Annotated in this window: 18 protein-coding genes and 6 pseudogenes; 13 read left to right on the forward strand and 11 right to left on the reverse strand. The window is 69.2% G+C overall.

The annotated features are described in order from the left end of the window. The first annotated feature begins 126 nt into the window (after nt 1–126). The gene (locus ACI79C_RS12070) at nt 127–918 is read left to right on the forward strand and encodes a PP2C family protein-serine/threonine phosphatase (protein WP_456945903.1); all 792 of its coding nucleotides are present in this window, start codon (nt 127–129) and stop codon (nt 916–918) included. A gap of 365 nt (nt 919–1,283) precedes the next feature. On the opposite strand, the gene ACI79C_RS12075 is transcribed toward ACI79C_RS12070, so the two are convergent. Next, a complete protein-coding gene (locus tag ACI79C_RS12075; RefSeq protein ID WP_456945904.1) occupies nt 1,284–2,063 on the reverse strand; it encodes an ANTAR domain-containing protein in 780 nt (259 codons plus the stop codon). 617 nt (nt 2,064–2,680) lie between these two features. On the opposite strand from ACI79C_RS12075, the gene ACI79C_RS12080 reads away from it, so the two are divergent. The 3 genes and pseudogenes from ACI79C_RS12080 to ACI79C_RS12090 form a co-directional block, all read left to right on the forward strand. Continuing rightward, nucleotides 2,681–2,911, forward strand: a complete 231-nt coding sequence (locus ACI79C_RS12080; protein WP_456946040.1) for a hypothetical protein — start codon at nt 2,681–2,683, stop codon at nt 2,909–2,911. Nucleotides 2,912–3,111: 200 nt separating this feature from the next. Further along, nucleotides 3,112–3,237, forward strand: a complete 126-nt coding sequence (locus tag ACI79C_RS12085) for a hypothetical protein (RefSeq protein ID WP_456946041.1) — start codon at nt 3,112–3,114, stop codon at nt 3,235–3,237. A gap of 15 nt (nt 3,238–3,252) precedes the next feature. After that, nucleotides 3,253–3,870 (forward strand): annotated as a pseudogene (locus tag ACI79C_RS12090) (PAS domain-containing protein); the annotation flags it as partial. 63 nt (nt 3,871–3,933) lie between these two features. Here the strand turns inward: ACI79C_RS12090 and ACI79C_RS12095 are convergent. Next, nucleotides 3,934–4,191, reverse strand: a pseudogene (locus ACI79C_RS12095) (PAS domain-containing protein); the annotation flags it as partial. A 136-nt stretch (nt 4,192–4,327) separates the two neighbouring features. Next, nucleotides 4,328–5,044, reverse strand: a complete 717-nt coding sequence (locus ACI79C_RS12100; protein WP_456945905.1) for a Crp/Fnr family transcriptional regulator — start codon at nt 5,042–5,044, stop codon at nt 4,328–4,330. A gap of 340 nt (nt 5,045–5,384) precedes the next feature. Here ACI79C_RS12100 and ACI79C_RS12105 point away from each other — a divergent pair, with 340 nt between their 5' ends. From ACI79C_RS12105 to ACI79C_RS12125, 5 genes and pseudogenes are all read left to right on the forward strand, one after another. Beyond that, on the forward strand, nt 5,385–6,140 hold the full coding sequence (locus ACI79C_RS12105) for an ANTAR domain-containing protein (RefSeq protein ID WP_456945906.1): 756 nt from the start codon (nt 5,385–5,387) through the stop codon (nt 6,138–6,140). Between the two features lie 82 nt (nt 6,141–6,222). Next, nucleotides 6,223–6,996: a GAF and ANTAR domain-containing protein gene (locus tag ACI79C_RS12110; protein WP_456945907.1), complete on the forward strand. Its 774-nt coding sequence runs from the start codon at nt 6,223–6,225 to the stop codon at nt 6,994–6,996. Nucleotides 6,997–7,009: 13 nt separating this feature from the next. Continuing rightward, entirely contained in the window at nt 7,010–7,363 is a 354-nt protein-coding gene (locus tag ACI79C_RS12115; RefSeq protein ID WP_456945908.1) for a hypothetical protein, read from the forward strand. A 557-nt stretch (nt 7,364–7,920) separates the two neighbouring features. Beyond that, nucleotides 7,921–8,079, forward strand: a pseudogene (locus tag ACI79C_RS12120) (IS481 family transposase); the annotation flags it as partial. 457 nt (nt 8,080–8,536) lie between these two features. Continuing rightward, nucleotides 8,537–9,367 (forward strand): annotated as a pseudogene (locus ACI79C_RS12125) (IS5 family transposase). Nucleotides 9,368–9,850: 483 nt separating this feature from the next. On the opposite strand, the gene ACI79C_RS12130 reads toward ACI79C_RS12125, so the two are convergent. The 4 genes and pseudogenes from ACI79C_RS12130 to ACI79C_RS12145 all read right to left on the reverse strand — a co-directional run bounded on the left by ACI79C_RS12130 (nt 9,851) and on the right by ACI79C_RS12145 (nt 15,361). Further along, nucleotides 9,851–10,327 (reverse strand): hypothetical protein, encoded by a 477-nt coding sequence (locus ACI79C_RS12130; protein ID WP_456945909.1) that lies wholly within the window; start codon nt 10,325–10,327, stop codon nt 9,851–9,853. Between the two features lie 685 nt (nt 10,328–11,012). Next, the gene (locus ACI79C_RS12135; RefSeq protein WP_456945910.1) at nt 11,013–11,810 is read right to left on the reverse strand and encodes a hypothetical protein; all 798 of its coding nucleotides are present in this window, start codon (nt 11,808–11,810) and stop codon (nt 11,013–11,015) included. A 284-nt stretch (nt 11,811–12,094) separates the two neighbouring features. Further along, a pseudogene (locus ACI79C_RS12140) lies at nt 12,095–12,928 on the reverse strand (IS5 family transposase). 423 nt (nt 12,929–13,351) lie between these two features. Beyond that, the gene (locus tag ACI79C_RS12145; protein WP_456946036.1) at nt 13,352–15,361 is read right to left on the reverse strand and encodes a DUF4236 domain-containing protein; all 2,010 of its coding nucleotides are present in this window, start codon (nt 15,359–15,361) and stop codon (nt 13,352–13,354) included. A 399-nt stretch (nt 15,362–15,760) separates the two neighbouring features. Here ACI79C_RS12145 and ACI79C_RS12150 point away from each other — a divergent pair, with 399 nt between their 5' ends. The 4 genes from ACI79C_RS12150 (at nt 15,761) to ACI79C_RS12165 (ending at nt 20,225) form a co-directional block, all read left to right on the forward strand. Beyond that, a complete protein-coding gene (locus tag ACI79C_RS12150) occupies nt 15,761–15,928 on the forward strand; it encodes an excisionase family DNA-binding protein (RefSeq protein ID WP_456945911.1) in 168 nt (55 codons plus the stop codon). Nucleotides 15,929–16,426: 498 nt separating this feature from the next. Beyond that, nucleotides 16,427–17,098 carry a tyrosine-type recombinase/integrase gene (locus ACI79C_RS12155; protein ID WP_456946037.1) on the forward strand — a complete coding sequence of 224 codons (672 nt, stop codon included), beginning with the start codon at nt 16,427–16,429 and terminating at the stop codon, nt 17,096–17,098. 207 nt (nt 17,099–17,305) lie between these two features. Next, nucleotides 17,306–18,562 (forward strand): serine hydrolase domain-containing protein, encoded by a 1,257-nt coding sequence (locus ACI79C_RS12160; RefSeq protein ID WP_456945912.1) that lies wholly within the window; start codon nt 17,306–17,308, stop codon nt 18,560–18,562. A gap of 1,453 nt (nt 18,563–20,015) precedes the next feature. Then, nucleotides 20,016–20,225 (forward strand): hypothetical protein, encoded by a 210-nt coding sequence (locus tag ACI79C_RS12165; RefSeq protein ID WP_456945913.1) that lies wholly within the window; start codon nt 20,016–20,018, stop codon nt 20,223–20,225. Between the two features lie 320 nt (nt 20,226–20,545). Here ACI79C_RS12165 and ACI79C_RS12170 read toward each other — a convergent pair whose 3' ends face one another. From ACI79C_RS12170 to ACI79C_RS12185, 4 genes and pseudogenes are all read right to left on the reverse strand, one after another. After that, nucleotides 20,546–20,911 (reverse strand): hypothetical protein, encoded by a 366-nt coding sequence (locus ACI79C_RS12170; protein ID WP_456945914.1) that lies wholly within the window; start codon nt 20,909–20,911, stop codon nt 20,546–20,548. Nucleotides 20,912–21,113: 202 nt separating this feature from the next. Next, nucleotides 21,114–21,585, reverse strand: a pseudogene (locus ACI79C_RS12175) (transposase); the annotation flags it as partial. A 297-nt stretch (nt 21,586–21,882) separates the two neighbouring features. Beyond that, entirely contained in the window at nt 21,883–22,323 is a 441-nt protein-coding gene (locus ACI79C_RS12180) for a hypothetical protein (RefSeq protein ID WP_456945915.1), read from the reverse strand. Between the two features lie 593 nt (nt 22,324–22,916). Continuing rightward, on the reverse strand, nt 22,917–23,846 hold the full coding sequence (locus ACI79C_RS12185) for a DUF1996 domain-containing protein (protein WP_456945916.1): 930 nt from the start codon (nt 23,844–23,846) through the stop codon (nt 22,917–22,919). Nucleotides 23,847–24,251: the final 405 nt, after the last annotated feature.

Genomic DNA, 24,251 nt, shown 5'->3' on the forward strand with positions numbered 1-24,251 from the left:
TCGATGCGGACGTAGAGTGCGGTCAGGAGGGTGTTGAGGTCGGTCGTCACAACCCGAGCCTGAACACCCTCCGTCCGCGTCTACAGCGCCCTTCGACCCTCCGGGTCGATAGGACTTACTCGTCTAGTGGTGCGCGACGCCTACTCCGACGTGTTCTCCCGGCTGCGCCGGCGCAAGACGCTGTCGCTGGCCGCGGAGATGCAGTGGGAACTGCTGCCGCCGCTGACCTTCGGCACCGACCGGGTGGTCATCACCGGCGGGCTGGAGCCGGCCTATGACATCGGCGGGGACTCGTTCGACTACGCGGTCAACGGCGACACCGCCGAGCTGCTGGTCATCGACTCGATCGGGCACGGGCTGCCGGCTGCGGTGCTGGCCAGCGTCGCGATCAGCGCCTACCGGCACGCCCGCCGCAACGCACTGGACCTGCCCGACATCGCCGCCGAGGTCAACGGGGCCATCGCCACCCAGCTCGGGGGCAGTCGCTTCGCCACGGCCGTCCTGGCCCGCTTCGACATCGGCACCGGTCGGCTGCGGTGGATCAACGCCGGCCACCCCGCCCCGCTGATCCTGCGCGGTTCGTCGCTGGTGCGGCTCCGGCAGTGCCCGCCGGCCCGCCCGCTGGGCCTGCAGGAGGACAAGCCGGTCTGTTGCGAGATCCGGCTGGAGCCCGGCGACCGGCTGCTGCTCTACACCGACGGCATCACCGAGGCCCGCTCCCCGGACGGGGAGTTCTTCGGCGAGCAGCGGCTGGCCGACTTCATCAGCGCCGCCGCGGCGGCCAGCCAGCCCGCACCCGAGATGGTCCGCCGCCTGATGCGCCACGTCCTCGACCACCAGGCCGACCAGCTGCAGGACGACGCCAGCATCGTCGTCCTGGAGTGGCGCACCGGCGGAGAGCGCCAGGTCCTGCCCTGATCCGGCGGAGTGGCCCCGGACCGCCGACAGGACCATGCCGGCTAACGTCCAGGATCCAAGCACGCGACTGAGCTGGGTGGTGGCACCGGAGCTGGAGGTGGTGGCGCCCGAATGGGCGCGGCAGTCGCCCTCCGCCCTCCCCCTGCCGCAGGCAGTACCGGGACACAACCGCTGGCACCCGGAGACTCGAGGCCTGACCCTGCGCCCGGGCGGACCTGACGGATCGAGGGCAGGGTGTGGCATCGCGACGTTCCCTCCTCAGTGAGGAAGGCGGCCCCGCCACCCCGCGGTTAGGAGTGGCGGGGCCTGACCGCGGCATGCCCCCCGGGTGGCCGCCGCGGCTGCATAGGGACCTACGAGGAACGCTAGTGGCCTCGCTCCTGGATCGCCCGGTAAGCGGATTGCGAGGACCGGGTCCGGACGAGTGGGAGTTCACCGGTGAGAACCAGGTGCTCGGCGATGTCGCGGACCTTGACGTTCTTGTTCATCGAGATGGTGGACAGGGCGTCGAATGCCTGGTCGGGGGTCAACTTGTGGCGCTCGATCAGGATGCCCTTGGCCTGCTCGATGACCGCTCGGGATTCGAGCGCGATCTGGAGGTTGTCGGCCGTCGTCCGGGCGCCGCGGTACGCCTGGACGGTCCCGGCGGCGACCGCCGCGTAGGGGGCGAACCCGGTGGCCACCGCCCGGCTGACCTCGTCGAAGGCGTTGGGCCTCCGGGCGTAGACGTTCAGCGATCCCGCGACCTGCTCCTCCCCGGTGAGAACCAACGGCACGGCCAGCACGCTGAGGACGCCGTGTTCGGCGACGTACCGCCCATAGTCCGCCCACCGGCTGTCTACACGCGTGTCGCCGATCTCGACGAGGACGCCGTTGCGGGCGGTGTGCAGGCACGGCCCGTCCCCGCGGTCGTACTGGACCTCATCGAGGCCGAGGGCCAGAGGCCCGGTATCGACGACGGTGCTCGGCTGGTCCTTGACCAGCAGGGTGACCGACGCCTCGGGGTGGCCGGGCATGACCCTCTTGGTGAGGTCGGCCATCGATTGCAGGAGGGTCTCCATGGAGAGTTCCTGCAGGGACACCTGGCCCAGGTGCTCGAGTGCCTTTTCGGCTTCGGTGGATCGTTGGTTCTCGCTGCCGGCCACCGTGGGCCTCCGGTCTGATTGATACCGGGGTGTGACCTCGGCGGCGAACCCCAAGGTGGGTTCCGCAATACGCTACGCCGCTGCCTGACGCAACATCGACGCGCAGGTGCTCGACCGGGCGTCCGCACGAGCCTACGCGCCTTCGCGGTGCGCCGGTGCCCGTTACCGAGTCGACGCCCGCCACGGCCTCGAGCACCATCTGCTCAGGCTGACCGTGCTGGTTCGACTCCCGTCACCCGCTCTGCGCCGTGACCGGCTCCTACGCCTGTCGATGTATCCGCCTCAGGGCACTTGGTTCCAACGGATCATGAGCTGGCGACTCCGCAGCTGACGGTGCACCGAAGGCGGGCCGGCCCCAGACGCCGTTGGGGTGGACGCTCGACCGCAGGTGCCTCTCCAGGTAACGCTGCTCGCCCGAAACGGCACAAGGCCGGGACCCAGGTGAGGCCGCGGGGAGACAAGGTGGGCCCCGATCCCGACCTCCCTCATTTCGCCCTATGCCGTTCCGTTGACGCACAGCGATGACGCGCCGAGGCGCGATTGCCACCTCCCACCGAGCCCCGTTGTCTGCTGGAACCAGGCGCCGAGAAGCGGCGCCGCAAGCCGGGGAGCACGGGATGCCGATCTGGACGGTGCAGGTCACCGACCGCGAGGACGAGACGATCGAGGCCGGGCTGCTGGCCACGGAGGGCGGAGCCCTGGTCGCGCTGTCGGAGGACGGCCTGCTGGCCCGTGCCTGGGCACCAGGCCAGTGGCGAACGGTCCGGCAACTCACCGGCGTGCATGCCCATCCGGCCAACCGGTCCGATGAGACCGACACGCTCCTGACCGGGCGACCTCGGCGCTGACGCGACCCGCCTGCACGGACCCTGCGCCAAACCCGGTGGCGGAGAGGCATCCCTGACTGGGCCAGTCGGGGACATCTCCCCGCCACCGGTGGGAGGGCAGGGAATGTTCGGATGAACCTGCCGTGACCGGTGCCGGTCGAGACGGCCGACGCCACCCGTCCGACATCCCCGGCGACCTCGCAGAACTCAGGAGCGACACGGTGCCCGACGCGGCGAACGGCGAAGAGGACTGGCAGATCTCCTGGGACGCACCTCTGCGGACCGCCCGCGCCCAGGCCGCCGCCCTGACCTCGACCACCGACGCGGTCTGCCGGGTCGACCGCTAGTGGCGCTTCACCCTCGTCAACGCCGCCGCCGAGCGGCTGCTGGGCCACCCCGCGTCCGACCTGGTCGACCGGAGCGTCTGGGACGTGTTCCCGGACTGGGTCGACCGTGACCTGTACCGGGCGCTGCACGAGGCCGTCGAGCACCGCGTGCCGGTGAGCCTGATCACCCTGGAGGCCCGGTGGCGGCGGTGGTTCGAGGTCCGCGCCTTTCCCGACGCCACCGGGCTGTCGGTCTTCTTCCGGGACGTCGACGAGCTCCGCCGGACAGCTCAGGAGCAGGCCGCGCGCACCGAACTGCTGCGGGCCGCACTCAAGGTCTCCCCCGCCGCCACCGTGCTGCTGGACGCCGACGGCACGATCCTGGCCACCAACCGACAGTGGTACGCCTTCGGCGAGCGCAAGGGCGAGGCCCGCGAGCTGCGCGCAACGGGCACCAGCTACCACGACGCCGCGCTGCGCCACGTCACCCCCTTCGACGCCCGCACCCTCCGCCAGGGGCTCGAGGCCCTCGCCGCCGGCACCGAGGACACCTTCGCCCACGACTGCGCCGTCCCGGTCGAGGGCGGCCTGGTCTGGTTCCACGTCCAGGCCTCCCGGGTCGACGATGCCGGGCGGATGGTGGTCACCCACACCGACATCACCCATCTCGTCGACCACGACCGTGGTGGCCTCCAGCCAGCGACCGACCGGCGGATAGAAGCCCGACCAGGTCACCGGCGTGCCGGTGCTGCGGGCCCGGAGCAGGAAGCTGTGGAAGATCGTGCCGCCCAGCTCGGGCAGCGCGACCCAGATGGTGCGCCCGATCAGCTCGGCGGCGGGCCGGCCGAGCAGCGCGGAGGTCGCCGGGTTCACGTAGCGGATGCACCAGTCGCGGTCGAAGAACGCGACCGGACCTTTCCGCGTTTCCAGGCAGGCGATCGCGTCCGCCCGCAGCGGGGAGAGCGTCTCGCTCACCGCAAGCCCGGCTCTTCGGCCCGCCCCGCACCCTTGCAGGTGATCAGAGGCTACGGCAGCAACGGACCGCGGGGGCGATGCCGCGACCCCGGCGTCATCGGCGGCCGACCGTCAACAACGCTCGTGGACACTGCAGCTAGCGCGCCGAGAGCGCGGCGTCGGTGGCTCGGCGGATCGCCTCGTAGCAGTTGCAGGCGTGGGTCTGCAGGCGTGGCCGGTCGGTGATGGTGATGCGGCCGCGGGTGTAGGTGATGGAGCCGTCCTCGGCCAGGGACTGGGCGACCTCGCTGACCGAGGTGCGGCGCAGGGCGAGCATCTGGGCGAGGAAGTGCTGGGTGAGCTCGAAGCGCGGGCTGTCCATCCGGTCGGCGGTGGTGAGCAGCCAGCGGGCGGCGCGCTGGCGCGCGGTGTGCACCCGGTTGCAGGCGGCGTTGCGGGAGACCTGGGTGAACAACGCCTGCGCCGAGCGCCGGACCATGGCGGTGAGCGGGTCGTCGACGTCGGCGAGGTGCGGGCGGAGGTCCTGGGCCGCCATGCGCAGGGCCCGTCCGGGGACCTGCACGAGGGAGCGTTCGCTGGGAGCGGCGGCGCCGAGGTAGACCGAGATGCCGACCACGCCTTCCCGGCCGATGGTGGCGATCTCCACGGTCTGGTCGTCGCCGAGGTCGGCGAGGACGGAGACAACGCCGGCCAGCGGGAAGTACACCTCACCGACGGCCTGTCCGGGTTCGTGCAGCACCTGCCCGGCGGGCAGCGGGATCTCGGTCAGGTCGGGTAGCAGGGCGGCCAGGGCGCCCTCGTCCAGACCGCCGAGGACGGTGTTGCGGCGGGCCAGGTCCAGGTCGCTCGCCACGGTGGTGTGCCTCCGGTGCTGTTCGAGGGGTGTGCCCGGACCTGCCGGTGGAATCCTGATCCCTGTCCGGGGTCGACGCGCTCGGGCGGAGGCTGCACCCTTGCACAGCGGGCATCACCATCCTGGCGCGGCCGGGTCCCGGGCGCCAGGGCAGGACGCCCCCTGCCCTCCGCGCCAATGTCGGGTACCGTGCACAGTGCCGTCGGTGTGCCGTGGAAGCGGCGTGACCGGCGGCGCACGGCGGCGGTGTGACGCTCCAGCCACGGGTGCTCTCGCCGCCGGCGCTGGGGTGGTCCGGAGTCTCCGCGGCCGACCAGCCGAAGTGGAGAGGACCAGGCGCATGGCCGGTCCCACGGATCGCTCGAGCCCGCGCACGCGGGCGGCGCTGGACGAACTCGGCCGGCTGCTGCTGGCCGACCACACTCCGCCGTCGGTGCTGCAGCGGATCGTCGAGCTGGTGCAGCAGGCGCTGCCGGGGGCCGCCGACGTGTCGATCACGCTGATGCGCGACGGGAGCCCCACCACGGCGGCCTTCACCGGCCCGCTGGCCGAGCAGCTCGACGAGACGCAGTACGAGCGCGGCTACGGTCCGTGCCTGGACGCAGCGATGAGCGGCCAGTTCACCGAGATCCTCGACGCCCGCGCCGAGGACCGGTGGCCGGAGTACGTGCCGGTCTTCCTCGAGCACGGCGCGTTGAGCTCACTCGCCGCGCCGGTGCCCGCGCCGCACCTGGCCGCGGGGCTGAACGTGTATGCGCGCACCGCGCGAGCCTTCAGCGACGACGACCGGTCCGCCCTGGCCGACTTCGCCGCGTACGCCGGTGCGGCGCTGACCAACATGGATGCCCTGCAGGACGCCCGGGAACTGGCCGAGAACATGCAGAAGGCGATGGAGTTCCGCTCGGTCATCGAACAGGCCAAGGGCATCCTCGTCGAGCGGTACGGGCTCACCGCCCAGCAGGCCTTCCGGCTGCTGGCCGAGGCCTCGATGCACACCAACCGCAAGGTGCGCGACATCGCCGAGGACCTGGTGCTCACCGGCGAGCTCCCCGCCGCGCCCGCGATCCGCCGGCCACCACCCGACGGCGGCAGCTGAGCGCCGGGCCGCCGCACGCATCGGCCGTGGCGAGCACAGCCACCCGCCGTCACCCCACGGAGCACGATCTCTGGACGGACCCATGACCGACCCCGCTCAGCACGCCGACGGAGCCGCGCCGCAGCCCTTCGAGGATCCGGTCCTGGCCCCGCCGGTGGACCTCGGCGCGGCGCTGAACCAGATGGCCGGGCTGGTGCTGTCCCGGGAGACCGTCGACACCGCCCTGGCACTGGTCACCAGCCTGGCCGCGACCACCACCGCCGGCACGCTGGGCGCCGCGGTCACCGTCGTCGACGAGCACGGCAAACGCTCCCGCGCCGCGTCCAACACCGCCGCCGAGCAGGCCGACGCCCTGCAGTACGAGTTCGACGAGGGACCCTGCCTGACCGCCTGGCGCACCCGCCAGCTGGTCCGGATCGACGACACCACCACCGACGGCCGCTGGCCCCGCTGGAACGAGGCGGTCAGCGCGCTGGGAGTCCGCTCGGTGCTCAGCGCACCCCTGCTGGTGGGCGAGGAGTCCATCGGCGCGATGAAGGTCTACTGCGAGCGCCCCATGAACTACGGCCCGCACGACGAGCACGTCATGCGCCTGCTCGCCGGACAGGCCGCGATCCTGCTGGCCAACACCCAGAGCCTGGCCGAGGCCCGCCGGCTCAGCCGCCAGCTGACCGAGGCACTCGCCAGCCGGGACACCGTCGCCCGGGCCACCGGCGTGCTCATCGCCACCGGCGCGGCCGGCGAGCAGGAGGCGTTCGCCACCCTCGCCGCTACCGCCCGGCGCACCGGCCGCCCAGTCCACGACGTGGCCTCCGCCCTCGTGGCCGCAGCGGTCGCCCGCAATGCCCGCGGCTGACCGATCGCCGACCATGACCAGCGACGAGCCCCACCGGCGCATGGACGCCGCCCGGGTCCGCGCGGAGCTAACCGTGCAGGACCTGTGGCTGCGCTACGTGGCCCTCGGTGGCACCGGCGACGCCTTCGACCTGGACGGCTACCTGCAGGGACTCGTGCCGTTGGAGACCTTCCAGCAGGACATCCTCGCCCAGGCCCTCAACGAGGCACTCGAGGACAGCTACCGCGCCTACCGCGTCCCGCTGTCCTCGCCCCCGCCCGGCGACGCCGTCGACGAGCCGCTCCGCCGCTTCGTCGACGACCTCCTCGACCGCGGACCGCCCGCGTCCCCACAGCAGTCCGAGCCGCCCGCGCACCACTCCGAGTGACCCTCGTCCGCGCCAGCCCCGACGAGGCCGAGGGCGGTCCGACGGCCACTGCTCGACCGCCGGACCTGGGCCGTCGGCACCGGCGGTGACGACAGCCGTGCTTCCAGAATCTTCCGGATGGGGCCCTCAGGGCAATCGTGGCGTCTAGCAGCGGTCGGGGATTCGACGTGCCGGGCCCGGCGCGACGCGACGGCTCCCACGCCCGCCTGTCCTGATGGAAGTGCCCGACCTCTGTGACGGGCCCCATCCGCGGTCACACCGGCACTGGCACCGGCACCATCGGGTAGGCCGCCCTGCGCCGCAATCGCGCCGTTCTCACACCCCTGGGTGTGCCCGTCAACACGGTGGCCAGCCGCGCCGGCGACGGGAGTGCAGGTTGTCGATCCGTGCGTCAGGGACCGAAAAGGGAAGTGGGGCCGCTGATAGCCCGGTGGGCGGCCATGTCGCCGCCAGGCGGCACGCCAGGGCGGACGGCGGCCAGCGCCTCGGAGGACGGGAGCGGCGACCTCGTGTCCGAGGTCGCGACGAACAGGCAGCGGGCAATCGTCGGGGCTGCCACGGCCAAGGCGCTGACCGGGCTCGATGACCACTCCCGCTACTGCGTCAGTGCGGCGCTGATGTCCGCCGAGCGGACCCGGGCGGTGTGTGACGGGCTGGCCGCGGCGCTGCGCCGGCACGGGCTGCCGCAGCAGATCCTCACCGACGGGAGCTGGGTGGGTCGAACGGTGCTATCAGGGGGTGTTAGCGGGTGATCGAGGACGGGCTAACAGTCACCGACTGATGGACGGAGCAGGGGGACGAGCCATGGAGCTAGAAATCAGCGCCGAGGGCTCAACAGACGCTTCAGTCCGCGGCCTCGCGGCTCCGGGATCTCAGGTTCGGCCGATTCAGTCCCTTGTAGCGCCTCGCGCACCGCTTCCCGCCCTTCGGCCTCAGCTCCGCTGCGCTCATCCTCGTCGCTGAACCCCGAATACGGGTCATGGACCAAATCTGTCAACCGCATGCGGGGAGTCTACGGCCGCTACGACTGTGACGGCGACTACTGCCGCGCCATGCGGGACGCGCCGGTCCTGCAGCGCTTGAGCGACACGGGAGCGGCTTGCTACGAAGACGTTGCAGAAGTAGGGCTTCGGGCTCTGTTCCGTCCTGACGGCTTGACGCAGGCTGCCGGGCATGTCCTTGCCGGCGTCTTCCCCGCCGCCCCGGCTGATCAGTGACGAGTTGTGGGCGCTGTTCGAGCCGCTGATCCCGCCGCAGCCGCCGGCGGTGCACGGGCGCACCGGCCGCCCGCGGGTCTCCGACCGGGACGTACTCGAGGGCATCGCCTTCGTGCTGTCCATCGGGATCGGGTGGACCAAGTTGCCCACCGAGCTGGGCTACGGGTCGGGCTGGACCTGCTGGCGGCGGATGCGCCAGTGGGCCGAGGCGGGCGTCTTCGACCGCGTCCACCAGACCGTGCTCGACCGGCTCGGGGAGCAAGGCGAGCTGGACTGGTCGCGGGCCAGCCTGGACTCGGTCAGCGTCCGGGCGAAAAGGAGGGTGAGCTGACCGGACCCAATCCCACCGACCGGGGCAGGGCCGGCACCAAGTACCACCTGCTCGTCGACGCCGCTGGACTACCGCTCAACGTGCTGGTCTCGGCGGCCAACCGGCACCACAGCATGCTCGTCGAACCAGTGCTGGACTCGATGCCGGCGATCAAGCGCGGCGGCCGCGGCCACTCCCAGACGCCGACCGGCCAAGCTGCACGGCGACAAGGGCTACAACAACCCCCGCGTCCGCCGCTATCTGCGGCGCCGCGGGATCACCGCCCGGATCGCCCGCATCGGCGTGCACTCCAGCCAGCGACTGGGCTGGCATCGCTGGGTGGTCGAGCGCACGCTGGGCTGGCTGCTGTTCTACAAACGCCTGGCACTGCGCTACGACCGCACCACCGTCACCATCACCGCGCTGGCCCGGCTGGCGGTCATCCTCATCTGCGCTCGCCGGCTCCCGAGCAACTAATGCAACGTCTTCTAAGGGCTAGCGGCCCCACCACGCCCCTCACAAGCGGCTGACGCACTCCGTCAACGGCTCGGCCTCCGCTCGCGCCAAGCCGCAGGGGATCCTGACGTGCGTGCGCATCGAGCCATCGGCCGCTATGGGTCGCAGCCGGCCGCGGGCCGCTGCGAGTCGCGCGGCCCGACCGGCAACCGCAGCAGGCCGATCCCCATATACTTCGTATGATCTCATGTGATACCGCTTTCGAGCGAACGCCTATCCGGTTCGGCGCGCACCAAACCGCATGGACGCCACTGCCTCCGCTCATTGACGACTCGGCCACGGCTCAAGCGACCCGCAGAGCTGATCGGCCCACAACTCCTTGGGTCGGCCAAATCGCTAGCCCGCACGACGAGCGCAAACGCTGGAGTACGGCCTGGGCCCGGTGGGGAACTGGGCGAATCTATGTCCTAGATTGGCGATAGGCCACGTCGAGCGAGCCCCGTTCTACCACTCGCGTGCAAGTAGCTGAGGGTTGAGCTCGGACGGGAAGTATTGAGTCCTCCGCACCCAGACAACGCCTTCCGCCCGCGAAACCACGGCGACGTCAATGGGCTTTCCGACGACCTCGACCGCCATGGACATTCGCAATCTGAAAGCAGTGAAGGCCACCATCTGCCGAGCGAACTCAGCAAGGTCTGCCTTTGGCAGGAAGCGCACTGCATCAATTACTTGCCGTCCGTGATCATTAATTCGATCGTCCAACAGTCGATTGAATCGGTCGGTGACCGCCGCCTCTACACCGTGCCTTTCGTTGAGCTCGCCAAGGACGCCGCCGAACCAGCGACGTAGGTCTGGGTGGATCCCTTCCATGAAGAGTCGCACATGGTCATTCACGGCAAAAGGAACGATGATGGCAGGTCGATCTGTTGTGACAGAAACCGCATCGGCCGAGGCTTGCCTTACATGCTCTCCGACGGGCACGCCAATAAGGTGATGGCACATGCTCGGTAAGCGCTGCTTGCACCCATACCCCGCAATCACAACTCCGGTGTGGTACGGCTCGTGTGGAGATAAGTGCGTCCAAGCCGATAGAGCAGCTCTGCGCAGGACGGCTGCGGCTCCCTCAGGAAGGAGTCCGCTTTCAGCGCGCAAACGGTCGAGCCTTTGGCTCAACCATGCTTCCAGGGGGCTGTAGCTTTCTACAACTTCATCTTCCAGCACGCGCTTTCGCGGACGAAGTTTCTTCATATAGCGGTTTATCTCGTCTTGGACCGCCTCAACCGGGTCGGCGGGCTTGATGCGCAGCGCCCTTGTTGCCCGAGTGAAGATTGGCTCGCCAAGGCGGCAGCTGCCGGCGCACGAGCTGGCGATGGTGCCGACTTTGCCATCTCGGCGTCGATGAACTGGAGGAGTTCAGTGGCGTAGTCGCCAACCGTATCCCTCGTTGCAGACTCCACCAACCGGAAATCCTTGAATAGGACCTCCCACGGACTCCCGAGATATTCGGGACTGCCGTACCAGAAGACTACGACGGGATCCTTGGAGTGAAGCGCCAGTAGCTTCGACGCACCTCTGTAGTGTTTGGACCCGTCTCGATAGGGGATCGTGACCGTGCTATCGGCCGCCAAGGCAACGGCGCTGGCATTCATAACCACCACGCCAGCAGTCATGTCGCCACGAGCCCTTCATAAACCGGGATGTCCTGGAACACGTCGTCGTCCGGGTCGAACAGGTCCTCGTCCTCATCGACGATCCGCTCGAAATCGTCGCTGTACGAGCCCTTCAGTTGAATATCGGGGGAGAACCAGCGACGCCGAACGCGCTTTGCTCGGAATAGTGGCGTCAAGTGCCCGCTTGAGATAATCGCAATCTGCATACTTCGACTTGCGACGATCCGGGCCTCAGTGTCGAGGGTAAGTAGTTCCAAACCGCCAGCCTTGATATTGGCGGATACGGCGACTTCGACACCCGCACCGGCGGACTGTGATACCAGGGCCGCGGTTGCTTGCGCCGTGATGACATCCGTGACCACGTGCCAGTCCCGATCCCAACGTCCGGCTCGGATCAATGAGCGTATCTCGGTCTTCAGCTCCGCCTCATCCGCAAATCTGCGATGAGACCCGCCTGAGGCTCTGAAGACCGTTGCATTCTGCCGGGTGAAATTGATGCCCAGGCCCGCCTGGTCAATTGGGAGGTGAGGTACGAGGGGGTTGACCTCCCCCTTCGCCTTGAACCCAAGCTCCACCGCCCCGGTGCTCGCGTACTCAAAATCCATATTCGAATCGACGGGAGCGGTTTCTTCAGGCTTTACTCCGAATTGTCGGAGTGACGTTAATGGCATGAAGACTCCACCGTCGAGCACGCCAATATCCCCCATCGCCACTCTTATGCCGGGCGGCCAGGCCGCCAAGAAGCGCAGGTTTCGGGCCAGTTCGGAACAGTACTGCTCGCCAGCGGACGCCATTTCCCCCACCTCGCATGCCGCGTGTCTGTGATGGGCGTACCGGAACTGCTGGGAGGCGGAGTCTAGCCATCCAAGCACCGATGTGGGAGCGCACTCGGCGCCAGCCATGTAGGAGCTGCCCGGTCGACATAGGCGGCAATCCGCGGAGCGAGAGCCGGGATGCGATCCGTGTCTCATCCACGCGGGACGCTGAGCCATGCGAGGTGCCCCGCTGACCAGCGATGGGGCTCTGTATCCCTGGGGCCGTGGACTCGAGCTCGGCTCCCCGCTTAGAAGGCGTTGCATTAGTCGCTCGGGAGGCGTCGGGCCCAGATGAGGGTGACGGCGAGACGGACCAGCGCGGTGATCGTCTTTGCGGTGCGGTCGTAGCGCAGCGCGAGGCGTTTGTAGGAGAGCAGCCTAAGGTGCGTTCGGCGACACAGCGGTGCCGGCCGAGGGGGGCGCTGGAGTCACGGCCGATCCGGGCGATCCGCGCGATCCGCGCGGTGCTCCCGCGGCGACGCAGGTAGCGGCGCACCCGCGGGACGTCGTAGCCCTTTGTCGGCGTGCAGCTCGATCGGTCGCCGACGCAGATGGGTCGCGGCCGCCGCGCCTAATCGCCGGCATGGAGTCCAAAATCGACTCGACCAGCATGCTGTCGTTGCGGTTGGCGCCGGAGACGGCGACGTTGAGCGGGAGCCCGCAGGCATCGACGAGCAGGTGGTACTTGGTGCCGCGCTTGGCCCGATAGGTGGGGTTCGGGCCGGTCAGCTCACCCCCTTGTCGCCCGAACGCGACGCTGTCGAGGCTGGCCCGCGACCAGTGTAGGTCGCCCGAATGCCGAGCTTGTCGAGCACGGCCCGGTGCAGCCGGTCGAACACACCGGCGTCGTTCCACTCGTGCAGCCGGCGCCAGCACGTCCAGCCCGACCCGTAGCCGAGCTCGCGCGGGAGCGTGGTCCAGCCGATGCCGGTGGCCAGCACGAACGCGATGCCTTCGAGCACGTCCCGATCGGAGGTGCGGGGCCGGCCGGTGCGGCCGTGCACGGCCGGCTTGGGCGGTGGGATCAGCGGCTCGACCAGCGCCCACAGCTCGTCACTGATCAGCCGCGGCGGCGGGCAAGACGCCGACGATGACATGCTTGGCACCCTGGCCATCGGCTCAGCGGCTGACGGAGCCAGACGACCTACGTCCGCAACGTCTTCTCAGTGGCGGGTTGAGGTTGTGACGCCAATCGCGTCCGGTCGCCGGGACGGGCCGCGCATCCTCAGCGACCTTGCTCGTCAACTGAACGATGGCCAGATGTACGAATGCGCCCTGCCGCAGGTCCGCCTGGGCCCAAGGAGTCACCGGGCGTACGACCGCCGCGCCAAGCACAGGCGACCGTCATCCGCGAGCGCCAACGGTTGCTGGTTCGTGCCCGGAGCTGACCTGGTCGCCCGCCCGTCGTTCCCTGTCGACCCGATCTCCCTGGTCATCGCGCGGCGACCGCCCCCGGCAGGCCGCCCGATGAGGCCATGACCGGCACCGCATCGTCACCTGGATGCTGGGGCCGTCAGCAGTCAGACCCGAGGAAGCAGTGCAGTCACCTGCAAGCCTTTGTCGGCAGTCCGGGTGACGTATGCGTGGCAACCGGGCTGTTGGCCGACGGCCAGATCGACCTCCACCATGGGCAGATACTTGTCGGCCTGGGCCTTGGTCAGCTGTCCAACCCGCTGTCCATTGATGCGGACTTCGACGGTCGACTGACCGGCGTACTTCCCAGTGGCGATCTGACAGACGCCAAGACTGGCGAAGACCGGGAACATTCCGTCGGCCGTGTGGTGTGGTGTCAGTGCACTCAGCACGTCCTGATGCCGCTCCTCGCCGGTGACCGTGACGTGGCGTGCCGCCTCCCATAGCGTCAGCCCAGCAGGCTGGTTAGCTGGCTGCAGCAGCCCCGGTGCGCTGAGGTGTAGGTGGATGCCGTAGGACCGTCCGCCACCGCCCATGATCCGTGCGGAACAGCTGCCCACCTGACCGCGGCGGCGCAACTCCAAGAGCACTGGCTGGTAGGTCCGGGCAAGAGCGCGGCTGAGGTAGCCGACGGTCCGGCCGTCAACGTCGACGCGGACAGCGTGGCTGTCATGGACGTTCTCCGGCTCTGGCACCAGTGTGGCCTGGACGCGGATGGCGTTCTCGAGAGTGGCTGCTGCTCTGCCGCTGGCGGCATGGCGCAGTGCATCCTGGTAATGCGACTCGCCGACCACCTCCACCCGGCCGTCGCCACCGAGCACCAAGGGAGTGAGCGCCGCCGGCGCTCGCGGTGTCATTGGCGGCTGCGGCGGCACAGGCCGCGGCGATGGGAGCGGAAGCGACCGAGTGATCGGCTCGGCGGCCGCTCGCAGAGAGGCTGAAGAGTTTGTACTGCTCGTCCCGAACGCTGAGGTTGCATCCGTGGGAACCGAGGGTGCCGGGGCGGACGCGGGACCAGGACCGGGCTTAGCCGTCAGCCGCAGTGACTCGCGCGGAACGGCTGCGAGGATGGCAGCGAGGTTCAGGGTGTTGGACAGGTGCGAGACCTTGAGGTCCCACTGCAGCCTCGAACTGCTGGTGAAGCGCAGGTCACCGTAGAGCAGCACTGGCAGCTGTCGGTTGTTCTTGTAGCGGCGGTCCGGCCCGCCCTTGACGTTGACGTAGCGCCAGGTGGTGTCGACCTGCTGCGCATCCGCCGGTACGGCACTGTCCTCAATGAAGCGCGTCGGTGCCGCGCTGACTTGCAGACTGTCGTAGCCCACATCACTGAACCGGCGGCCGTCGCGCACCAGGATCCGGTCAGGCAGGAAGGACAGCGATGCTCCGCCAACGGTGATTGTTGGAACGCTGACGTTGGTCGTCAGGCGGGGCGGCCGACTGAGATCCATCTTGGCCGTCCGGCGTGCCACCACCCGAGAGGCGCCGGCGTTGACCTTGTGCTGGTGCGTGTTGCTGACCGCGCCCGCCGCAGTGATACGCCACATGCCCTTGCTGCGGGACAGCTCGGTTGCGGCGGCTACCAGTTGCTCATACCAGGCCGCCGGAGCGTCCTGCACGTCGTAGAAGGCGACGACGGTCCGCCGGGCGCGGTCACGCAGCCCCAGCCAGATCACCAGCGGTAGGGCCAGCAGGAGGACCACCAAGCCGACAGCGCCCAGGGTGATCGCGATGATGAGCGCTGTGAGGCCCACCCACACTGCCAGCGGCTGCCTTGAGGCTGAAGCGTTCAGCTGGTCGACCAGGTCATCAGAACCTGTCGCCACCAGCTGCTGCACGCTGGTCCCGGTGGTGTCCTCCAGTAACACGGCCGTGGCCGCACCGCCGGCTGGCGACGTCGACCCAGCGTTCGGCGATCGGCTTCCCGTCTGGCGCCGCGTCGCCGAACCACCAAGCGTGGCTTGATAGCTGATGCCGTTGCCACCAACGCGCACGTAATTGCCGCGCGGACCAGTGCCGACGCGAAAGCCCGGTACACCGGCGCTGACGCCCAGGCCGCTTGAGCTGATGTTGAAGCGGAACGGACCCGCGCGCAGGCTTGTCCCGACTCGAAGACCCATCGGCTGCACTTCCCCCGTGACGGTCCTGCTTCCAGCCGCTACCGGCCTTTGGCAGCGACGTTGGCTATCGATGACACCATCTCGGTGCCGTTGAACCAGCGCGCAGCGCTGAAGCGCTGGAACTCGTGTGGCCGATGCTGCCGATGTGTGGCGTGAGCCGGGGACGAGTGGCCAGCGCGGGCGGATCGCGATGCTGTGCGGCCAGGGATGGCCGAGAAGCGTGGGGCATTTCAGGACTAGCAGGCGAGCCGGTGCGGTCAGGGTTTGACTCAGGCAGGTCGCTGTGATCATTTCTGGGGAAGACCGGGGAGTTGCTGGAGAACGGTGGCAATAGTCGGCTGCATGACGTCCCGATCCGCGCATCGGCGCGACCCCGACGGCCCTCCTCGCGATGTCCTGATGTCCGTCGAGCAGGCCGGCGAATACCTAGGCACGGGCGAGAGGTTCATCCGCCGGCTGATCACCGAGCGCCGGATCAGCCACGTGAAAGTTGGCAAGTATGTGTGCCTGGAGCGCGCGACGCTAGACGCGTTTGTGGACGCCGGCCGCGTCCCCAGCCAGCGGTGACGACGGCAGACTCCGGCTAACCCACCCGCCAGGGTCGCGCCGTGGCCAAGCGGACGTTCGGCACGGTCGACCGGCTCCCGAGCGGTCGCTTCCGCGCCCGGTATCGCGGCCCTGACGGTAGGCACGCCAAGGCCTTCGGCACGAGGGCCGACGCCTGGGCCTGGCTGGCCACACAGCAGACCGACCTCCTCCGCAAGAGCTGGCGGGCCCCGACCTCCAAGCGCCCGACGGTCGGCGAGTACGCCGAGGACTACCTCGCGCGCACCGACCTCCGAGAGAGCACCCGTCTCCTCTACGCGGGCCTGTGGCGCCACCACCTCGCCGAGCCATGGGCCGACGTTCCCGTCGACGAGGTCACGCCGGCCGCCGTCCGTTCCTGGCACGCCGGGGCCGGCCGGACGACGCGTCCCGACGGCACTGGCCCAGTCGTACCGGCTCCTGCGCGCCATCCTCAACATCGCGGTCGCCGACGAGGCCATCGCATCCAACCCGTGCCGGCTGCGCGGGGCCGGCACACCGAAGGCCTCCCGGCCGTCGCGGGCACTCACCGCGGCGGAGGCCCTGCAGCTGGCAGAGCAACTGGGGGGATACCGGAGGACCGAGCGCTACCGCGCTCTGGTGCTCGTCCTGGCCTTCGGCGGGCTCCGATTCGGTGAGGCCACTGCGCTGCGCCGGGCCGACGTCCTGCCCGGCGGCCGGCTGCGCGTCGAGCGCTCCGTCCGACGCGTCGGCGGCCGGTGGGTGGTCGGCGAACCCAAGACCGACGCAGGCCACCGGACCGTAACCCTCCCCGCCGCCATCGCGGCGGTCTTGGAGTACCACCTGGAGAAGCACGTTGGCCCTTCTCCGGACGCCCTCCTGTTCTCCACCAGTTCCGGCGGCTACCTCGCCCGCAGCAACTGGAACTCGACCTTCCGCCGCGCCGCCGACGCCATGGGCTTGCCGGCGGTCCGTCCGCACGAACTCCGCCACACCGGTGCCACGCTCGCCGCGGCCACCGGTGCCACCACCAAGGAGCTGATGCGCCGGCTCGGCCACTCCTCCCCCGCCGCCGCGCTGCTCTACCAGCACGCCGCCGATGACCGCGACGCAGACATCGCTCGTGCCCTCGACGCCATGCTGGGCGCAGCCGGCAAATCATCGGACGACTTTCCGGGACGGAACGAGTAGCACCCCGGCCGCCAGCCTGCGCCCTGCTGATGTGGTGCGGGCATCGGCCTTGAGTGTCCTTGAGCGGCCCACTCTGGGACAGGCTGCGGTGACGCCTACCCGCAGGCAATGCCGGTGCTTGCTCGGCGAAAGCCGGTGGTCAGCTCGCCCGTTGGAGGATGGGCCACCGGCATAGGGTGGGCGCCCGTCCCGGGCCAAGGAGTACGCATGACACAGGTGGAAGACCGGCTCACGTCTCCGGAGTCGGTGGGGATGAGCGCCAACCGCCTTGAGCGCATTGCGCCCGCGCTGCAGAAGTACGTCGACGAGCGCGGCTACCCAGGCTTCACGACGCTCGTGTCGCGCCGCGGCCAGCTCGTCCATGCAGGGCGGATCGGCTGGCAGGACCGTGAAGCCGAGGTGCCCTTGGCGGAGGACACGATCTACCGCCTCTACTCGATGACCAAGCCGATCATCTGCACCGCGCTGATGACGCTCTTCGAAGAGGGGAAGTTCCAGCTCGTCGACCCGGTCGCCAAGTGGATCCCGGCGTTCGGGGCGACCAAGATCGCCGGGCCGGGCGGGACGCTCGAGGATCAGTCGCCGCTGCGCCCGATGCAGATCCGCGACGTGATGAGCCATACGAGCGGGCTCACCTACGACTTCCTCGAGGACTTCCCGGTCGCGGAGCAGTACCGCGCGAAGCAGCTCATGCACGACCCGACGCGCACGCTAGAGCAGCTCATCGACGAGCTTGCGACGATCCCGCTGGCCTTCGCGCCCGGGACGATGTGGCACTACAGCCTGGGCACCGACGTCACGGCGCGCCTGATCGAAGTCATCTCGGGCCAGAAGCTCGGGGACTTCCTCCAGGAGCGCCTCTTCGGGCCGCTCGGGATGACCGACACGGCCTACGGCGTGCCGGAGTCCGCGCGCCGCCGCATCTCCGCCATGTACGGCCTGCCGGACATCCTCGCCGAGGACATGACGTTCAGCACCCTGGCCGGCGCGTTCGCCGCCGGCGACTCAGGCCGCCGCGACGTGGAGTCGACCTATCCGAGCGACGCGGCGGAGGTCTTCCAGCGTGGCGGCCTCGGCCTCTTCGGGACGGGCTCCGACTACATGCGCTTCGCGAACATGCTGCTCACGGGCAAAGCGGAGGACGGCACCCGCATACTCGGCCGCAAGACGCTCGAGCTGATGCACACGAACCATCTCGCACCGGCGCTGCGCCCGTACGTCCTCGCCGGCATACCGGCGCTCGGCTACGGGTTCGGCCTGGGCTCTCGCGTCGCCATGGACATCGGCCAGAGCGCGCTGGCCGGCTCCCCCGGCGAGTTCGGCTGGGCCGGTGCCGCGAAGACCTATTACTGGGTCGACCCGGTCGAGGAGATCGTCGGCGTGCTGCTGACGCAGCACATGGTCGGCTTCGACCTGCCCGAGGCCGACTTCCGGGCGGTCGTGTACCAGTCGATCGAGGACTGACCGGCGGTCCCCGGGCGGCGGCGGGTTCTCCGCCGCCGCCTGCAGGTCATCATCGCGCGTCACTGCACGCCCATTGCCTGCTCGACCCCTGCGCTAGCCAGCCGTGAGTTGTACGCCTGGCACGCGGCGCGCATTGCTGACCCGCGCTCGGGTGTCTCAGAAGCCGCCGCCTTCAGGGCGACCCTCGCCGAGCGAGGCAGTAGCGAACCACCTGCCGCGGTGGGTCACGCGTGGGTCACGCCGACCGCGTGGGTCATGGGTGGGTCACGAGCCGGATCCATAGACCGTAACCAGCGACTGACCAGCACAAACACGTCGGCGGGTCCCGCCTTCCAAGCTGGCCATGCGGGTTCGATTCCCGTCACCCGCTCCACGCACTACCACCTCGTATGCGCGTGTGTCCGAGTCAGCAGGCTTCAGAGCTGCTTTCGCGCCTCAGTGGCTCTGACCCCTATGCACCACTGACCACCGGACTTGACCGGTGCTCAAGGCACGGATGAGGCACAACCTCAAGGGGTCTACGGCCTGTCCCGGCGATCACTTGCGCCAGATGCGGATGGTGGCGATTCCGACCATGGCGCTGGGGGCGTCCTCAGTCGCTGAGCCGCGATCTCTGCCCGCTGCGCTACCTCGGCCGCGGCGACCCGGCGTGACCACCGCGGAGCTGATGCGCCGGCTGGCCACGCCTCTGTCCGATCGTCGTGGCGCCGGCATGCGCGCCCCCACAGAGCTCATCCACCAACTTCAAGGTCACGACGGCAAACCGCAGCGATGCGCAGCGCTGGCCATGGAGCCGGTACGACGGCGTGTCCTTAGTCGCCTACACACCGGTAGGCGTGAGTAGCGGCGTCCCACCCGCGGGACGTGCGATATCGCTTCCCGGGCCGGCGTTCCGGTGTCGCGGAGGATGAGACGCTGCTGAGGACGGACGGCATGCGTCGCCCGACACCATAGGCATCACCGTCGCCGATCCCGACGTCCCAACCGACGGCCTTCCGGCGAGGACCGGTTGCCAACCGGCCGCCGAGGCCCGTGGTGCGTCCCCAGCACCCAACGGCGGAGCGCCTCTCGTCGGCGCACACCCGGCTCCTCGCCTCGCAGGCCGTCGTCCTAGGCCGGGTGGATGCCTGCTCACGCAGATACTGCTTGCCTCGTCGGCGTGTCGCCGACGAGGCAAGCGGATCGCGTCAGCGCCCGAGGCGCTTTTCGCGACACCCGAGCCGGGGACCTCCGAGCGCAGTGATGGGTCTGTGCCGCCCGATTCGCCGCCGTTCGGACCGAGTTGCTGCACCGGCTGCCAGGCCTCTCCCCGCGCTCCGTCGCGTCATGAGGGTCATGACGAACGGGCCGCATTGACTTCATCAGGAACCGTGAAGAGTCGGTATGGTCCTGCGCTCACCGACGACAACAGGGCCGTCATGAGCCATCGGTCGTACTGGAGGATCAAGGACCAGTGAGCACCCCCGTTCTGCACCTACGCGGCGACGTCCCCTCCGGTTTGCTGGACAACGCCTTCCTCGGCCAGGGGGACCGGTTGGACATTCACGTCCGCCACGACGACGGCAGTACCGAGATCTACAGCTACAGCAGGAACCACCGCACCGGCCTGACGTCGGTCCGGCGGAGCACCAACGATGTGCCGTTCGGCTGCGGATGCTCTTGAAGGAGCGCTTGGAGGCGACGAGCGAGGTCTGGCACACCGCTACGGCGCACGAGCAGGAACGGGGCCAGGACCACCGGTGAGATCCAGGTTGGCGACACCCGCTTCCAGCGCCAGCCAGCCATTCGTCCCCTGAAGGATTCACGATCGCGGGCCCTCCCATCCATCACAGGCCGGAGCGCGGAGGACGGCTGCCCTCACGCCCTCTGACGCCTCGTACTGATCGCTCCGGCGGCTCTTGGAAGGCAGCAGCACGTCGTGGCCGGCTCACGAGCAGGACCGCAGATGCGGCGCGTCACTGAGCCGCCGCGAAGATCGCCAGCTCAGTCAGGTCTCCAGTGCGGGTCCATGCTCTTGCCGTGACCCTGCGGGCAATGACCGAATCCCGATCCGCTGATGTTCCAATGCGCGTAGCAGTACGCGAGGTCGCATTGCCCGCAGAAGCCGGCGTCGTCATAGAAGCCCGCCGTGTGGATCCGGGCGTACGTGTGCGGCTCCTGGAATGCGCCACGAACCAGCTCGGCCTTCGCCGCGTCAATGGCATCCCCCACCCAGCCGTTTCCCGCGTCGATGCCCTCGAACAGAAGGCGCCACCGATCGGGATCGCGGTGCTGCAGAAACAGCTGCTTGCGTTCGTCGTCCCATTGATCCCACTCCGCCGGCAGATGACCGGGGGCGACGGTTTCCACCCGGCTCACCCGGGAATTGCATATGCCACAACGGAGAACGGACACCATGCCTGTGCTCATGGCCAGATGGTGCCACCGATTGCCGCCCGACCTCTCCCGTTCTTCAGCAGGCATCGGTCTGGGCAGGTCCACTGAGCCACTTCGGCCGAATCCGTCCCAGTCATCTGATTCGCCGCAGGTCCGGACCGCCGGGGCGGACAGCTCGACCGGCGATGGAGACCAGCACGTTGAGCGGCAGCCCGCTGGCGTCGACCAGCAGGCGGTACTTGCTGCCGGCCTTGCCCCGGTCGGTCGGGTTCCGTCCGGTCAGCTCACCCCCCTTCTTGCGCGAACGCTGACGCTGTCCAGGCTGGCCGGCGACCAGTCCAGCTGCCTTGCTCCCCGAGGCGGTCGAGCAGGGTCTGTTGAACGCGGTCGAAGACGCCGGCCTCGGCCCATGCGCGCATCCGCCGCCAGCAAGTCCAGCCCGAGCCGTAGCCGAGCCGGCGGGGCAGCTTGGTCCAGCCGATGCCGGCGGGGAGCAAGAAGGCGATGCCCTCGAGCCCGTCCCGGTCCGAGGTATGCGGCCGGCCGGTGCGACGGTGCACCGCAGGAGGTTGAGCCGGGATCAGTGGCTCGGCTGGGTCCCAGGGCTCGTCACGGATCAGCCCCGGCAGCGGGGAAGACGCCGACAAAGACCATGCGCCGCACTCCGCGACAGCCAGCCGCCATAGGCGGTCGCTTCTGGAGCGCTGTTGGATTCGGCCCGCTGGCCGCTTCTCGACCGGCGGGGCCTAGATCACCGCGGCTCCCCTTGTCGCCCACCGCAGCGGCCTACGAGTCACCGTGAGCGCGCTTGCTCGCGGCGGATACGTGATCGGCTCTCTTGTTGAGGACTGACTAGCACCCCGCCCCGCCCTCCACGGAGGGAAGGGCCGAGCCTGCGGAATCGCCCTAGATGGCTACCTGTCCTCGGCTTCGCAGACCCGCGGTCACGGGCACCGCTCCTCGAGCTTGACCACTCCGAAGTCGATCTGGCCTTCCACGTTGCCCACGACCTGTTGGCCAGCAGGGATGTTCTGATTGCAGACCTGCCAATTTCCGTCCAACACCTGATTACGAATACCCAGCAGGTCGTGCGAGACGGAGTACATGACACCGTTCGCCTGCATGGTGTTCTGGGCAACCTGCAAGTTCATTCCCACCATGTTGGGCATGGGGAAGTTGACGGTCGGCGCCGCTGCGCCTGTTGTCTGAGTGGCGGGCGCGGCCGCCGGTGTCGGTGCCGGTGCCGGTGCCGGTGCCGGCGCCGGCACCTCGACGGTCTCCGTGACCGTCGTCGGCGCGGCGCTGGCGTCGGGCTCGCCTCCTCCGCAGCCGGCCATGACCAGGCCAGCGCTGAGGATCAAGCCAAGGGTTGCGGTGCGCTTCATGCGAGTCCCCCATGTGTTGTGGTGACCGCCACCATAAGCACACGCAACTGCCCCAGATCGACCCTTGAGTCAGCGGGTTTGCACCACTGGCCCCAGTCGTGACTTCACAACCCAACCGCCTCTCGGGCAGGGCGCTCACCGTGGCCGACGACACTGCTGAGCGACCGAAGTTGTCCTCCGCCATACCGGGAAACCGACCCGCCTTGTGTGGCCGGGCGTGACAAGTGCGCCAACGAATCAACATAGAAGGAGGCTCAAGAAATCTGACCATGAAATGACAAGAAATGAGGGACCCCGCGGAAGTGCCGCGTGCTTCAGAGGCCCCTTCGAGTGGCCATCTGCAACCGCTCCATCTGCGGCGTGGGGGCAGCGCGCGAGACGTCTCAGCGCGACTGCGCGCCTCGTCGGTAGGCCCCGACGCCACTTTGCGCGACACCGGTTCACCTCTACTTGCCATGGCTCATCCGCACCCAGCCAGTTGCCACCGCAGACCACAGCGTCCCGATTGCGACCGTCGGCTATTCGGCGGCAGCACGTCGGGCGACGGTCCCCGCCGCACTCGTAGGCGCCGATCCACTCAGGGTGGTCGCGTGCTACTCGTGCCTGGTCGATGCCGACCCGGTCGCCGGCACGTCGGGCACCGTCGGTAGCGGCAATGTCCCCCGCCGATCCGGACCCGAGAACGGTCGTACGTCATCGGTCACGTCCCCGCACACCCGGCCCGCGTTCAGACACCCCTCCACCAACGTCTGCATCTCCCCCGGGTCCCACGCAAGGATCGCGTCCGCGTGCAGCCCGTACGGCGACAGCCCACCCTCGAACCGCATCCCCTCGTACGTCGACCCCTCCGCGTAGGAGGACTCCAGCGACAGCTGCGGGATCGCCACCGGGTGCGACGCCGGGCACTCACCGCCCCGCGGATACGCCAGGTGCGCCACCCCGTCCAGCCACAGGTCCACCCCGTTCCAGCACTGCGGGAACTGGACGTCCGACCGCAGGAACTGCCCCGGCCCACAGTCCACCGCGGTGTCGTGGACGGAGTCCACCAGCCCGTACGACGCCCCCACGCACAGGTAGTCGATGTCCAGCGGTTGCCGCGACGTCGCCATCGGATCCCCCGCCACCAGACGCAGACCGAACGGCGCCGGCTCGATCAGCTGTGGGTCCACCTCACCCGCCCGGTAGTAGGCGCGGAACGACTCGGGCACCACCGGCTGACCGGCCTCGTCCACCAACGTCGGCTGCCAGTACGCCGACCGGTCCGCCGAGTCCTTGCACCCCGAGCCCCCCGCGAACAACTGGCCGGCCGTCGACGACGCGTGCACCGCCGGGTTGCCTCCGAACGTGTGCAGATGGGGCCACGACCCGCCCGGGTTCAGGATCGGGTCGATGTGCGCGGTGCCGACCTGGTCGCACTCCACGATCCAGTGCACGTCCACCGGCACGGCCCGCACGGCGGCCATGTCCGGGGCGGGGGTCATCGCCGCGGCCACCACGAACACCGCCGCGACCGCCGCAGTCACCCGACCCCACATCTCCGAGCGCCCCCGTCACCGGGCCCCGAGCGCACGGGCAGCAGGAACGACTCCCACTCCTGCCACCCGGTCCTCCGCACCCGCACGCTCGGGACGCGCCCGCTTCCCACGCGCCTGCCCCGACGCCATCCGCTCCCACCCACCCGACACCCACACCGCAGCTCCCAGCCGCGCGCCCGCCACCGCCACCAACCGCACCGGTAGTTTCAGCCATGAAGGCACGAACACGGACACGCCCCTACACCTCCGCTCCCCGGCCCAGCGCAGCGCCACGCCGGCAGCCGGACTCGGAACTGAGAGTGCCACCGGCAATCCGCCCGTTGGCTGTGTGCCAACCCCAAACCTGCCTCAATATCTGATCGTGACGAGTGAAGCCATGCTCGGTGCCATCGA

It is taken from the genome of Geodermatophilus sp. SYSU D00697 (assembly GCF_054050175.1).